This is a genomic window from Burkholderia sp. GbtcB21 (genome assembly GCF_019091065.1).
Taxonomy (GTDB): domain Bacteria; phylum Pseudomonadota; class Gammaproteobacteria; order Burkholderiales; family Burkholderiaceae; genus Burkholderia; species Burkholderia pyrrocinia_C.
In genome coordinates this window covers 114,254-127,590 of sequence record NZ_JAGXKA010000011.1, presented here as the reverse complement: position 1 = coordinate 127,590, position 13,337 = coordinate 114,254, and the positions used below count along the sequence as shown (strand labels likewise).

The 13,337-nt window shown below is 66.5% G+C and carries 10 protein-coding genes; 5 read left to right on the top strand and 5 right to left on the bottom strand.

Annotation, left to right across the window (positions count from 1 at the left end; genetic code table 11):
* The first annotated feature begins 10 nt into the window (after nucleotides 1–10).
* The gene (locus KVT39_RS23540; RefSeq protein ID WP_217590319.1) at nucleotides 11–1,732 is read left to right on the top strand and encodes a tannase/feruloyl esterase family alpha/beta hydrolase; all 1,722 of its coding nucleotides are present in this window, start codon (nucleotides 11–13) and stop codon (nucleotides 1,730–1,732) included.
* A 76-nt stretch (nucleotides 1,733–1,808) separates the two neighbouring features.
* Here KVT39_RS23540 and KVT39_RS23535 read toward each other — a convergent pair whose 3' ends face one another.
* Nucleotides 1,809–2,285 carry an Lrp/AsnC family transcriptional regulator gene (locus KVT39_RS23535; protein ID WP_105390609.1) on the bottom strand — a complete coding sequence of 159 codons (477 nt, stop codon included), beginning with the start codon at nucleotides 2,283–2,285 and terminating at the stop codon, nucleotides 1,809–1,811.
* Nucleotides 2,286–2,465: 180 nt separating this feature from the next.
* Between KVT39_RS23535 and KVT39_RS23530 the strand changes: the two genes are divergently transcribed.
* Together KVT39_RS23530 and KVT39_RS23525 are read left to right on the top strand one after the other, a co-directional pair.
* On the top strand, nucleotides 2,466–3,698 hold the full coding sequence (locus tag KVT39_RS23530) for a diaminopropionate ammonia-lyase (protein WP_034181562.1): 1,233 nt from the start codon (nucleotides 2,466–2,468) through the stop codon (nucleotides 3,696–3,698).
* A 29-nt stretch (nucleotides 3,699–3,727) separates the two neighbouring features.
* A complete protein-coding gene (locus KVT39_RS23525) occupies nucleotides 3,728–4,909 on the top strand; it encodes a M20 aminoacylase family protein (RefSeq protein WP_217590318.1) in 1,182 nt (393 codons plus the stop codon).
* 20 nt (nucleotides 4,910–4,929) lie between these two features.
* Here KVT39_RS23525 and KVT39_RS23520 read toward each other — a convergent pair whose 3' ends face one another.
* Nucleotides 4,930–6,336: an amino acid permease gene (locus KVT39_RS23520; protein ID WP_217590317.1), complete on the bottom strand. Its 1,407-nt coding sequence runs from the start codon at nucleotides 6,334–6,336 to the stop codon at nucleotides 4,930–4,932.
* Nucleotides 6,337–6,942: 606 nt separating this feature from the next.
* Complete coding sequence (locus KVT39_RS23515) at nucleotides 6,943–8,301, bottom strand: aspartate aminotransferase family protein (protein WP_105390605.1); 1,359 nt, start codon at nucleotides 8,299–8,301, stop codon at nucleotides 6,943–6,945.
* A gap of 509 nt (nucleotides 8,302–8,810) precedes the next feature.
* On the opposite strand from KVT39_RS23515, the gene KVT39_RS23510 reads away from it, so the two are divergent.
* Nucleotides 8,811–9,389 carry a CS1 type fimbrial major subunit gene (locus KVT39_RS23510; RefSeq protein ID WP_034181565.1) on the top strand — a complete coding sequence of 193 codons (579 nt, stop codon included), beginning with the start codon at nucleotides 8,811–8,813 and terminating at the stop codon, nucleotides 9,387–9,389.
* Between the two features lie 262 nt (nucleotides 9,390–9,651).
* Entirely contained in the window at nucleotides 9,652–11,652 is a 2,001-nt protein-coding gene (locus KVT39_RS23505; protein WP_217590316.1) for a glycoside hydrolase family 28 protein, read from the top strand.
* A 64-nt stretch (nucleotides 11,653–11,716) separates the two neighbouring features.
* Here the strand turns inward: KVT39_RS23505 and KVT39_RS23500 are convergent, their stop codons facing one another.
* Nucleotides 11,717–12,226 carry a GNAT family N-acetyltransferase gene (locus KVT39_RS23500; protein WP_217590315.1) on the bottom strand — a complete coding sequence of 170 codons (510 nt, stop codon included), beginning with the start codon at nucleotides 12,224–12,226 and terminating at the stop codon, nucleotides 11,717–11,719.
* A gap of 424 nt (nucleotides 12,227–12,650) precedes the next feature.
* Entirely contained in the window at nucleotides 12,651–13,283 is a 633-nt protein-coding gene (locus KVT39_RS23495; RefSeq protein ID WP_034181568.1) for a glycine zipper 2TM domain-containing protein, read from the bottom strand.
* Nucleotides 13,284–13,337 lie beyond the last annotated feature (54 nt).

Below are 13,337 nucleotides of genomic sequence, written 5' to 3'. Positions count from 1 at the left end.
GGGAGGTATCTTGAACAGAAAATCTGCATTCCTCTGCATTGCACCGATCTCCGCGGCGATGCTCGCCGGTTGCGGCGGCGACGATTCGGTAAGCTCAACCCCCACGCACCTGAGCGCCGCGACGCCGGCCGCGATGGCGCAGACCTGCGACGCGCTCGCCGCGAAGCTCGCGTATGCGAACACGTCGTTCACGTCGGTTGCGACCGCGGCCGCCGGCGCGCTGACGGTGGCCGGCAAGCCGATCGCCGAGCACTGCGTGATCGAAGGCAAGATGAACCAGCGCGTGAGCACGGTCGACGGCAACACCTATGCGATCGGCTTCGAGATGCGCTTGCCGAAGGCGTGGAACGGCCGCTTCTTCTACCAGGCGAACGGCGGCCTCGACGGCAACGTCGTGACCGCGACCGGCGAGATCGGCGGCGGCGGGCCGCTGACCGATGCGCTGAACCAGGGCTTCGCGGTGATCAGCTCGGATTCCGGGCACAGCGGCGCGCAGAATCCGCTGTTCGGCCTCGATCCGCAGGCGCGGATCGACTACGGTTATGGCGCCGTCGATGCGCTGACGCCGATGGCGAAGCAGGTGATCCGTCTCGCCTACGGGAAGGCGCCCGACCGCAGCTATTTCGGCGGCTGCTCGAACGGCGGCCGTCACGCGATGGTCACGGCGGTGCGCAACCCGGCCGACTACGACGGCATCATCGCGGGCGATCCGGGTTTCCATTTGCCGAAGGCGGCGATCGGCGAGATGTACGGCGCGCAGCAGTTCGCGAAGATCGCGTCGGCGACTGGATCGAACGGGCTGCCGGATATCCGCAGCGGCTTCACCGACACGGAGCGCCGGTTCGTCGGCGCGAAGATCCTCGACAAATGCGATGCGCTCGACGGCGCGGCCGACGGGATGGTGCAGGACGTCGCCGCTTGCCAGGCGCACTTCAGCGTCGAAGCCGATATCCCGACCTGCGCGAACGGCACGCGCATCGGCGCATGCCTGACGACCGCGCAGAAAACCGCGCTCGGGAACGTGTTCGCGGGTGCGCGCAACAGCGCGGGCACAGCGCTCTATGCGAGCTTTCCGTACGATCCGGGCGTAGCCGGCGTTGGCTGGGCCGCGTGGAAGCAGTCGAACTCCATCACGCTCGATCCGGCCGCGATGGCGTTCACGTTCATGTCGCCGCCGAAAAGCACCGCGACGCTCGCGAACCTGCCCGGTTTCGCGCTCGGCTTCGACATGGACAACGACGCGCCGGCGATCTTCGCGACCAGCGGCGTGTACACGCAATCCGCGTGGTCGTTCATGACGCCGCCCGACGAGACGAACCTGTCCGCGCTGAAGGCGCGCGGCGCGAAGCTGCTCGTCTATCACGGCACGGGCGACCCGGTGTTCTCGTCCAACGACACGAGCGACTGGTACCAGCGGGTCGCGCAGGCGAACGGCGGCGATGCGTCGAGCTTCGCGCGCTTCTATCCGGTGCCCGGGATGAACCACTGTGCGGGCGGGCCGGCGGCCGACCAGTTCGACATGCTGACGCCGCTCGTCGCGTGGGTCGAGCAGGGGCAGGCGCCCGCCGCGATCGTGGCTGCCGCGCGCGATGCGACGAACGCGTTGCCGAGTGCGGATGTGCCCGCATCGTGGGGGGCGGGGCGTACGCGCCCGCTGTGCCCGTATCCGCAGGTGGCGCGCTACAACGGCTCCGGTGACGTGAACTCGGCGGCGAGCTTCAGTTGCCGCTGACGTAGCCGTGGATGGGATGCGCCCGGCGCGTGCAGTCGCGCGCCGGGCGTTTCGCCGCCGCACGCGACAGCCGGATTCACTCGCCGGGTTCGATCGGCACCTCGAGCCCGACCTTCACGCGGCTCATGCTCACGAGCGTCTTGAACCGCTTCACGTTGTTGTTCGCGAAGAACAGCTCGCGCGTGAGCGCGTTGTACTGATCCATGTTGCGCACGGCGAGGATCAGCACGAAATCCCATTCCCCCGTCACGTAGTAGCACTGCTGGATCTGCGGGCAAAGCTCGAAGGTCCGCTTCATCGCGTCGAGCAGGTCGATCTGCTCGCTCTCGACCTCGACGTTCACGACGATCGTCAGCGGATGATCGACCTTTTCAGGCGCGACGATGGCCGTATAGCGCTCGATCACGCCGTCTTCCGCGAGACGCTTCAAGCGCCGGTTCACCGCCGCCGTCGACAGATTCACGCGTGCGCCGAGTTCGCTTTGCGGCGTCTGCGCGTCACGCTGCACTTCCATCAACAGCTTGCGATCGAACGCATCGAGTGGGGTCGTCATGATGGTGCGCGAAACCTCGAAAGAATGAGAAATTTTTGCGTCCGGGCAGCCGATTTGGCGATTTTATTGACCGGCATACGCAATATTATTTTTCGGATCGACGGCGAACGCAACCCGCGCTTGCCCGATCCGACCCACCCGACGGACCGCCGGCGCGGTCCTGCTCCGGAGCCTTTCGCCATGCTGATCGACAACCCCCGCGCGTCGCGCGCCGCCTATCCCGACGCGCTGCGCCGCGTGATGAACATCGCGTCGGCCGACGAAAGCGGCGCGTGGCTGTCGCACTGGCCGCTCGTCGGCAGCGCGCGCACGCCGCTGCGCGCGCTGCCCGACCTCGCCGCGCGGCTCGGCGTCGCGAGCGTCAGCGTGAAGGACGAGTCGTGCCGCTCGCCGCTCGGCAGCTTCAAGGCGCTCGGCGCGCCGATCGCGCTGGTGCGGCTCGTGAAGCGCCTGCGGCGCACCCACGATCTCGATCCGCACGGGCTGGTCACCGGCCGCTACGCAGCGCAGCTCGCCGACCTGACGGTGATCAGCGCGACCGACGGCAATCACGGCCGTGCGCTGGCCGCGGCCGCGCGCGCGATCGGCTGCGGCTGCGTGATCGTGCTGCACGCGAATGTCGACGCCGAGCGCGAACGCGCGATCTCGGCGTACGGCGCGCGGATCGTGCGCATCGCGGGGAACTACGACGAGTCGGTCGTCTGCGCGGCGCAGCTTGCGCAGGCGAACGGCTGGTACGTCGTGTCGGATACGTCGTACGACGGCTACGAAGCGATTCCGCGCGACGTGATGCAGGGTTACGGCGTGATCGCCGCCGAGGCTGCCGAGCAGGCGGCGCAGGACGACGGGCGGCCGTTCACGCACGTGTTGCTGCAGGGCGGCGTGGGCGGCCTCGCCGCGGGCGTGGCGAGTTACCTGTGGGAGCGCGATGGCGCGCAGCGGCCGCATTTCATCGTCGTCGAGCCGCGCCAGGCCGATTGCCTGTACCAGAGCGCGCTCGCGGGGCGCGCGGCGAAGGCGACCGGCAGCGTAGATTCGGTGATGGCCGGGCTCGCGTGCGGCGAGGCGTCGCCGCTCGCATGGGATTTCCTCGAGCTGTGCATCGATCATTTCATGCTGATCGACGATGAAGATGCCGTGCAGGCGATGCGCGGCCTCGCGGCCGGCAGCGAACGGGACGTGCCGCTCGTCGCCGGCGAATCGGGCGCGGCCGGTATTGCGGGGCTGGAAGTGCTGATGCGCAACCCTGCGCTCGCGCGGCAGGCGCGGCTCGACGCAAGCTCGCGCGTGCTGGCGATCAATACCGAAGGCGCGACGGCGCCGTCCGTGTACCGGCGCTGCGTCGGCGACACGGCCGACGCTGTGCTCGCGCGGCAGCGCGACTGGCTGAACCGCGCGGCGGTAGCGGCCTGAACGACCAAACGACCGACGAGGCAAGCGCAATGGATGCAATCGACGCAATCGAAGAAAGCACGCTGCAGGAGCGACTGAAGATCTGGCGCCGCCATCTGCACCAGCATCCGGAGACGGGTTTCGAAGAGGTGAACACGTCCGACTACGTCGCGCGCATTCTGACGACGCTCGGGCTCGACGTGCATCGCGGCATCGGCGGCACGGGGCTCGTCGCGAATCTGACGGTGGGCTCCGGCCAACGCGCGATCGGCATCCGCGCGGACATGGACGCGCTGAACATCGCCGAGCACGCGCCGGGCCGCGAACACGCGTCGCGCACGCCCGGCAAGATGCATGCGTGCGGGCACGACGGCCACATGTCGATGGTGCTGGGCGCGGCGCAACTGCTGGCCGAACGGAAGGACTTCGACGGCACGGTGCGCTTCATCTTCCAGCCGGCCGAGGAGCATGGCCGCGGCGCGAAGGCGATGATGGCCGACGGGCTGTTCGAGCGCTTTCCGGTCGACGCGATCTTCGGCGCGCACAACATGCCTGGCATGCGCGCGGGCACGTTCTCGACGCGCGCGGGCGGCATCATGGCGAGCGAGGACAATTTCGTGATCCGAATCGACGGGCGCGGTACGCATGCGGCGCGCCCGCACATGGGCATCGATCCGATCGTGATCGGCGCGCAGATCGTGCTCGCGCTGCAGACGATCGTGTCGCGCAATCTCGATCCGGGCCGGCAGGCCGTGATCTCGTGCACCGAATTCATCACCGACGGGTTGCGCAACGTGCTGCCGTCGACCGTGACGATCAAGGGCGACACGCGCAGCTATTCGCGCGACGTGCAGGCGCTGCTGGAAACCCGGATGCGCGAGATCAGCGAAGGGATCTGCCGCACGCACGGCGCGGCCTGCACGTTCGACTACACGCACGAGTTCGCGCCGACGGTGAATTCCCCGGAGTGGGTCGACACGGCCGTGCAGGCCGCCGCGCATATCGCAGGCGCCGGCGCGGTGAATGCCGACGTGCAGCCGATGATGATCTCCGAGGATTTCGGCGCGTTCCTGCAGGCCGTGCCCGGCAATTTCGTGTTCATCGGCAACGGCGACGCGGCCGATCGAGGCGGCGTGCCGTTGCATAACGCGACGTACGATTTCAACGACGAGATCCTGCCGGTCGGCGCGCGCTACTTCGCGGAAGTGGCGCGGCTGGCGTTGCGGTCCTGACGATACGCGTCGTGCAGAGGTCAGGCGCGCTGGCGCTCACTCCGCCGGGTTGAGCCCGCATTCGACGGCGCCGCGGATTCGAGCTTCAGCCCATAGTAGAAGGCGACCAGCAGCGCGAGCCACGCCGGGCCGACGAGCAGTGCGACGCGCGTATCGGGGAAGTACGCCATCAAGCCGATCACGAATGCGAGGAACGCCAACGCGAACCACGAGCCGTAAGGCCAGAACGGCATGCGAAAGCCGAGCGTGCGCTGTTCGCTCGGTGCGAGGGACTGGCGGAATTTCATCTGCGTAACGAGGATCACGCCCCAGGTCCAGATCGCGCCGAACGTGGAGATGGACGTGACCCAGACGAAGACCTTCTCGGGAACGAGGTAGTTCAGCAGCACGCCGGCCAGCAAGGCGGCCGCCGAGACGAGAATCGCCCGGCGCGGCACGCCGCCGGCGGTCGTCACGCCGAACGCGCGCGGGGCATGCCCCTGCTGCGCCAGGCTGTACAGCATGCGGCCGGTACTGAAGATGCCGCCATTGCACGACGAAAGCGCGGCAGTCAGCACGACGAAGTTGATGATCCCGGCGGCGGTCTTGATGCCGAGCCGCTCGAACGTCATCACGAACGGGCTGCCTTGCGTGCCGATCTCGTTCCACGGGTAGATCGACAGGATGACGAACAGCGCGCCGCCGTAGAAGATCACGATGCGCCAGAACACGGAGTTGATCGCGTTCGGAATGGACTTTTGCGGATTGGCCGCTTCGCCTGCCGTCAAGCCGATCATTTCGACGCCGAGGTACGCAAACATGACCATTTGCATCGACATCATGACGCCCTGCATGCCGTTCGGGAGAAAGCCGCCGTGCGCCCACAGGTTCGAGATGCCGGTCGGCACGCCATGATTGCCGTAGCCGAACACGATCATGCCGAGACCGACGGCGATCATCACGACGATCGTCACGACCTTGATCAGCGCGAACCAGAATTCGAGTTCGCCGTATGCCTTGACCGTCAATAAATTGACGGAGCCCATCATGCCCAGTGCGGCGAGCGCCCAGATCCAGCGCGGCACGTCGGGAAACCAGATACCCATGTAGATGCCGACCGCGGTGATTTCCGCGATGCACGTGACCAGCCAGAGAAACCAGTAGTTCCATCCGGTGAGGTAGCCGGCGAGCGGGCCGAGATAATTGCGCGCGTAGCGGCTGAACGATCCGGCAACGGGCTCGTGCACGGCCATTTCACCCAGCGCGCGCATGATGACGAAGATGACCGCGCCGCCGATGATGTACGAAAGAATGATGGCGGGCCCGGCCATTTTGATTGCGTTGGCCGAGCCGAGAAACAAGCCGACGCCGATAGCGGCGCCGAGTGCCATCAGGCGCATCTGCCGTTGTCCGAGACCTCGATGTAGATCTGATTCGTTTCGTTGCATCAGGACACTCTCTTTGAATTTGAGGGAAGGGAAAGGTGGCGCGACGGGTTCGCAAGCGCGGAACGACTTTGCCGGATTCGCGCGCGATCGAGATGGCCGCGGTCAGCCGTGCCGGTCGCTTTCGGTGCGGGGCCGGGCAGGCGCGATGGTCGGGGCGGTTGTCGGTTAACGATGAAACGGATGAAACGCGCAAGCGAGTCGGTACGCGGCGCGAATGGGAAATAGGGAGTGCGAATGAATGGAAAGGATCGGGTATTGCATCGAGCTGCGTCTCCATCAAATAGGGAAATCGGCTCTCTGATGGAGCCTTGTGTCGACGGTTATGCTAGCGGCGGAGGATGAGTTGTTGTTATCGAAAAATTGACGATTTCAGGAAAAAGTACTGGCGGCCGGCATTTGTGAACAAACTCTGACTGTCGATAAACCGATATTCCAGTTTATTGCACGGCGGGCACGTAGCCCCGCCGTCATGTTTCGGCCGACCGCTGCTCCGGCGCGTGCCCGACAGCATGCCCGGCATGCAGGTCGATCCGACGGATCTGCCGAAGTCATCACCGGAAGCAGGCGTCCGGCTCGCGCGTGCCGGCGAGCCGGACGCGCGTCACGTCACACCAGTTCGCCCAGGCACGCGTCGAATTGCGCGACGAGTGTGTCGACGTCGTCGTTCGTCGTCTGCGGACACACGAGCATCATGTTGTGGAACGGCGTGATCAGCACGCCGCGATTCAGCAGATACAGGTGCACGATGTGTTCGAGCTCGCTGTCGAGTTGCGCGCCGGCAAGCGTGCCGTTGCGCGGCGGCACGGGCGCGAACTGGAATTCGGTGCGTGCGCCGATGCGCGTCACGCACCACGGCAGCCCGTGTTTCGCGATCGCCTGTTCGAGCCCGGCGGCCAGCCGCGCGGCGAGTTCGAACATGTGCGCATACGCGGCGTCGGTCGCGACTTCGGCCAGCGTCGCGCGCATCGCATGCATCGCGAGCATGTTCGCGGTGAGCGTCGTGCCGATGCCCGAATGGCCGGGCGGCGCGTTGAGCTTCGCCTGCTTCGCGCGTTCCGCGAATTCGGCGCTGAACCCGTACACCGCGCACGGCACTCCGCCCGCGATCGGTTTACCGACCACCAGCATGTCCGGTTCGAGATCGTGCGCGACCGCGTAACCGCCCGGGCCGCTGCTGATCGTGTGCGTCTCGTCGATCACGAGCAGCGTGCCGTGGCGGCGCGTCAGTTCGCGCGCCGCATCCCAGAAGCCCGGATCGGGCAGCACCATGCCGATGTTCGTCATCGCGGGCTCGGCGAGCACGCATGCGACGTCGCCATGCTTCAGCGCCGCCTCGAGCGCGTCCAGATCGTTGAATTCGACGACGCGCGTGTTCGCGAGCAGGTCGTACGACTGCCCGAGCAGGCTGTCGCGCTGCACGGGGCGGCCGTCGACGAGATCGACGAACACGTCGTCGACCGTGCCGTGATAGCAGCCGTTGAACACGACGATCGTGTTGCGGCCGGTGGCCGCGCGCGCCCAGCGCAGCACGAAGCGGTTCGCGTCGCTCGCGCTCAGCGCGAACTGCCAGACCGGCAGCCGGAAGCGGCGCGCGAGCTCGCGCGACACCCACGCGGCGTCCTCGCTCGGCAGCATCGTCGTGTAGCCGCGCGTGGCCTGCTCGACGAGTGCGCGTGCGACGGGTTCCGGCGCATGGCCGAACATCGCGCCCGTATCGCCGAGGCAGAAATCCACATAGCGATGGCCGTCGACGTCGGTGAAGGTCGCGCCGCGCGCTTCCTTCACGTACAGCGAGAACGGCGTCGACCAGTCCTGCATCCAGTGCAACGGCACGCCGAACAGCAGGTGCTCGGACGCTTCCGCGGACAGGGCGCGGGACGCCGGCATGGCTTCGGTGAACGCACGGCGCTCGCGTTCGAACAGTGCGCGGGCGCGGATGAGGTCGACTCCGTGGCGGGAAGGCAAGTGGGGCTCCGGGGCAGTGAAGATGAGGAAACGATAGCGCAGGCGGCGGGGGGCTGAACAGGGGCGGAATTACCGAGGCGATCGGAAGCGCGAATATCCGTTGCGACCGACGATGACATTGCCGCGCCTGAAAGCAGGCGTTTTCCGCGCGAGTGTTATTTGATTTGGAGATGGCACTGGTAAATGGAAGCTGAAAAGAACCGTGAAGGTTTCCATGGATATTTATCCGGACTTTCGTGGCCTATCGTTATTGCACGCCGTGACGCGAGGTGTTCGTCAGAGTCGGTCGTTGCTGGCTGACGGGGGGAATCTGATACGCGGTTGCGAATGCATCCGGTCGACTCGATCGGTCGCGTATACGGCTGGGTATTTCGAATTCCGCAGGGATTTGCTTGTTAATTTCGAGATAAGCGAATACCGGATTTTGCTGAAATGGCGGGATCGTGAGCTCGAAGCGGGCCGGCTTTTCGGCGATCGGATTTCAATCATCCAGAATGCGGGGCAACACAATGAAGATCGGAAAACATCTTGCCGCACTCGCCGTGTGCGGCGCATTGACCGGCATCGCTCACGCAGGTCCGACGTCGCCGCAAGCGGTCGTCAAGAAGATCACGCTGACGGCGCATATCGGCGACAGCCTGTTCGTGTCGAAACCGGACAATTCCGCGTGGTACGACGTGGTCGAACTGAACGCGACGGACCGTGCGCGGCAGAGCTTCGCCACGACGCTGCCGATCCGCGTGCGCACGACGAACCCCGATATCAACGTCACGCTGTTGCAGCCGCTGCGGCTGTCGAACGGTCGCGACGAGATGGCCAACGCGAAGGTCGTGCTGACGGGCAAGGCGGGCGACGCGGAAATCGCATCCGGCGCCGCTCGCACGCTCACGCTGGTGAAACCCGCGCGCGACGGTTTTGACGGCTACGACGAAACCCGCAACCTGAAAGTCAGCGCCCATCTGCCGGCCGTCAGTGGGGCGGCCTCGACCAACGGGAGTTACCACGGCGATCTGGTGCTGATGTTCGAACCGGCAGCTTCGGCCGGGCGCGAGCCGGCACCGGGTGCGGTAGCGGCGGCAGGCGAGTAGGTCGGTGCCCCGGCGGACGTCGTCGGCCGGGGCGTTTCAGCTGAGGTTTTTGCGCATAAACATACGACAACATATCTCTAACGATACGTTCTCTGATGTGAGTGGGCGCACACATCAGCGGCATTAACTCAGTAAAAACAGGGTAAACGACAAATACGTGTGCGGCTTCGATCGCATTTAGACTGCGCATTGTGATACGACGACGTATAAATAGCGATCCGCCGTCCGGCGCGTCGATACCCCATACACTGAAGGAGTGCCCATGGCCGCAAACAGCCGCCGTTCGTCTTCGTCTGCCCGATCGCCGTCGTCGAAGCCGGTGTCGCGCCGCGCATTCATCGGCTGGAGCGGCGCGCTCGCCGGCGGCGCCGTGCTCGGCGGACCGCTCGCGGCGACCCGGGCGTTTGCGGGAGGCCACATGCCCAATGCGTCGGCGGTCGATCTCGTCTGGGGCGAGCATGGCGCGGCGGCGCGCATCGCCGCATCGCTCGCGCATGTGTCGCGGCTCGCGCTGCGCGGGCGCGACTTCGACGTGACGCATTACGGCGCGCGCCCGTGCGCGACGGTCGCGCAAACGTCCCCGTACACGAACGTCGCGAAATCTCCGGTGAGCCCGGGTTCCGAACTGACGACCGCGCCCGGCGCGTTCGATTCGCGCCCGGCGTTTCTCGCGGCGATCGACGCGTGCCGCCGCGAAGGCGGCGGGCGCGTGGTGGTGCCGCCCGGCAACTGGTACTGCGCGGGGCCGATCGTGCTGCAGAGCAACGTCACGTTCCACCTGAGCGCGAACTGCACGATCTACTTCAGCCCGAACCCGGCCGACTACGCGAAGGACGGCCCGGTCGATTGCGGCGCGAACGGCCGGCTGTACTACAGCCGCTGGCAGGCGAACGATTGCCTGAACTACGGTGCGCCCGTCTACGCGCGCAACGCGACGAACATCGCGCTGACGGGCGAAGGCCCGACGTCGGTGCTCAACGGGCAGGCGATGACGCCGTTCTCCGGCAGCGGGGCCGGCAGCGTCTGCTGGTGGACCTACAAGGGCTCGTCGGGCGCGTACGGCGCAGGCGCGTCGGTGCCGAGCCAGGCCTATGCGAATCCGAACAACGTCGACCTGCGCATCGTCGCGCCCGCGATTCCCGACGCGCTCTACGCGCTGCTCACGTCGCCGGTCACGCCGTGGCAGCTGGACCAGAACTACCTGCCGGCGCTGTCCGAGGCCGGTGTGCCGGTCGAGAAACGCATCTTCGGCCTCGGCCACTACCTGCGGCCGTGCATGGTCGAATTCATCGGCTGCACCAACGTGCTGATGGCGAACTACCAGACGCAGAACACGCCGTTCTGGCAGCACCATCCGACCGCGAGCCGCAATGTCGTGATTCGCGGCGTGACGACCAACAGCATCGGCCCGAACAACGACGGTTTCGATCCGGACGCGTGCACCGACGTGCTGTGCGAGGACTGCACGTTCAACACCGGCGACGACTGCATCGCGATCAAGTCCGGCAAGGACCGCGACACCGAATACGGGCCCGCGAAGCGGCACCTGATCCGCAACTGCACGATGAACAGCGGGCACGGCGGCATCACGCTCGGCAGCGAAATGGGCGGCGGCGTCGAGCAGATCTATGCGACCAACCTGTCGATGCTGAACGCGAACTGGCAGACCAACCCGCTGAACATCGCGATTCGCGTGAAGACCAACATGAATCGCGGCGGCTATGTGAAGGACTTCCACGTGAAGGGCGTCACGCTGCCGAACGGCGTGACGCTGAAGGGCGGCGGCTACGGCAGCGCGCTGCTCGCGGGCAGCCCGGTCAACGCGAGCGTGCCGCTCGGCGTCGTCACGCCGTCGGCCGGCAACCCGTCGGCCGCGCAGGGCGGCATCGTCACGTTCGACTGCGATTACCAGCCCGCGAACGACGCGGTGCGCACGCGCGCGCCGGTCGTGCAGAACGTGACGATCTCGGATGTGAAGGCGAGCAACGTGACGCTGAACGGCGTGACCGCGTCGTGCTTCCAGGCGATCGTCGCGCAGGGGCCCGTTGCGTTCGACTACAACGGCACGCCGCCCGCGCCGGCCGTGCAGCCGATCTCCGGCGTGACGATCAGCAATTGCGACTTCGGCACGCCGGTCGCGTCGGGCACGCCGACGGTCACGTCGCCGGGGCCGATCTATGCGTTCAACGTGAGCGCGCTGACGCTGACGAACGTGACGATCGCCGGGCAGATCGTCAACACGACGATTACCGACAAGCGGTGACTTGAGGTAAAGGGCGTTCGCGTGCGGCGGTCGATGCACGCGAACGCAAGCATGATTGAACGCGTCAAGCCAGCGTCTTGACCATGTGATGCTCGTCGTAGAACCGCCCGTCGACGAACAGCGAGCGCGGTTCCGTGCCGAACCGGACGAACCCCTGCGACGCATACAGCCGCTCCGCGGTGCCGTTGACTTCGTTCACGCACAGCATCAGCTGCTTGCACTGCCACGCGTGCGCTGCATGCTCGGTCGCGCTTTCGAGCAGTGCCTGCGCGATGCCGCGCCCGCGATACGCGTGATCGACGAACACGCCCCAGATCGTCGCCTTGTGCGCGATCTTCGCGCGCGCATCGCGGCGCACGCCCGTGATGCCGACGAGCGTGTCGCCGTCGAACGCGCCGAACACGGCCTGCGCGTGCGTCGGCGTGATGCGCGCGGCGAATTCGCCGACCGGCACCTGCGATTCTTCGTCGAGCGTGGGCAGGAAAGACGTGGGCGCGGTGTCGACTGCGCGCAGGCGAAGGGTCTGGAAACGGGCGGCGTCGGTCGCGTCGAGCAGGCGTGTCGTGATCGTCATCGAGGGGATTCCTGTGGAGGGCTGTGCATGCCGGCGCGGGTTGCCGCGGCCGCGCGATGCATCGTGCCTATGCTAATCGGAATCCGGATGACGCGTGGCGGCGTTCGATGCGACGTGCATGCCGGCCGCGCCTTGGTCCTCGGATCGCGTCGCGCGGTTAACGCGCATCGCGTTCGGTGCCGAGCGCATGTGATTGCGACGCGGTTGGTCTGTGCAGGCGAGCGGTGGAACGGCTGTGCGACGCGTCGCGCTGGAGGCTGACGCGAAGGTGGAGGGACTGCGAGAGTACCGGCGGCGCGTCATGCGCGTCGCGCCGGCACGAGGGATGAGGATCACGTGAAGCAGGCGTGCCGGCGCGCCGAACAGGCACACGACATCGAACGCGCCGGATGCGCCCGCTCAGGTCAGGCGCACCGAATCGGCATCAATACCGCGACAACTGATTGCCGTTGATCTGCACGCGATCGCCCGGCCGCAGGTTGCCCGGCGACTGCACGTCGAACGAACGCGTCGAGCCGTCGCTGACCTGCACGTCGATCCGGTAGCTGCTCGGCGGTTGCGCCGCGCCCATCTGCTGGCCGATCTGGTTGCCCGCGACCGCACCGCCGAGGGCGCCGATCACGGTGGCGGCCTCGCGGCCGTGACCGCGGCCGACCTGGTTGCCGAGCACGCCGCCGATCAGCGCGCCGACGACGGTGCCGGCGACGCCCGACGGGCCGACCGAGCCGCTGACCGGCCGGATGTTCGCGACCGTGCCGTACTGCGTGCCGTAGCCGTTGCCGTACTGGTTGCCGTATTGCTGTTGCTGATTGCCGTACTGGTCATACGGCTGCGACCCGTATTGCGGCTGGTTGCCGTATTGATCGTACGGTTGCTGCTGCACGTAGCCCGGTTGCGAATACGCGGGCTGCGCATAACCGGGCGTCGCGTATTGCTGCTGCGGATAGCCCGGCTGCGCGCCGTAATAACCCGGCGCGACGCAGGCGGTCAGCGGAAGCGCCGCCACGGCGACGAGCGTGGCGAACAGAACGGTCTTCGTGGAAGGAATGCGCATCATGATGTTTCCTGCATCGGCAACGTGTTCGCCGGCGGAACCCGGACGGGTGGCGAA

Excerpts from the sequence above, each read along its gene's own strand:
- KVT39_RS23530 (WP_034181562.1), top strand. The coding sequence starts at position 2,466 with ATGCTGATCGACAACCCCCGCGCGTCGCGCGCCGCCTATCCCGACGCG.
- KVT39_RS23505 (WP_217590316.1), top strand. The coding sequence starts at position 9,652 with ATGGCCGCAAACAGCCGCCGTTCGTCTTCGTCTGCCCGATCGCCGTCG.
- KVT39_RS23535 (WP_105390609.1), bottom strand. The coding sequence starts at position 2,285 with ATGACGACCCCACTCGATGCGTTCGATCGCAAGCTGTTGATGGAAGTG.
- KVT39_RS23500 (WP_217590315.1), bottom strand. The coding sequence starts at position 12,226 with ATGACGATCACGACACGCCTGCTCGACGCGACCGACGCCGCCCGTTTC.
- KVT39_RS23520 (WP_217590317.1), bottom strand. The coding sequence starts at position 6,336 with ATGCAACGAAACGAATCAGATCTACATCGAGGTCTCGGACAACGGCAG.
- KVT39_RS23495 (WP_034181568.1), bottom strand. The coding sequence starts at position 13,283 with ATGATGCGCATTCCTTCCACGAAGACCGTTCTGTTCGCCACGCTCGTC.
- KVT39_RS23510 (WP_034181565.1), top strand. The coding sequence starts at position 8,811 with ATGAAGATCGGAAAACATCTTGCCGCACTCGCCGTGTGCGGCGCATTG.
- KVT39_RS23525 (WP_217590318.1), top strand. The coding sequence starts at position 3,728 with ATGGATGCAATCGACGCAATCGAAGAAAGCACGCTGCAGGAGCGACTG.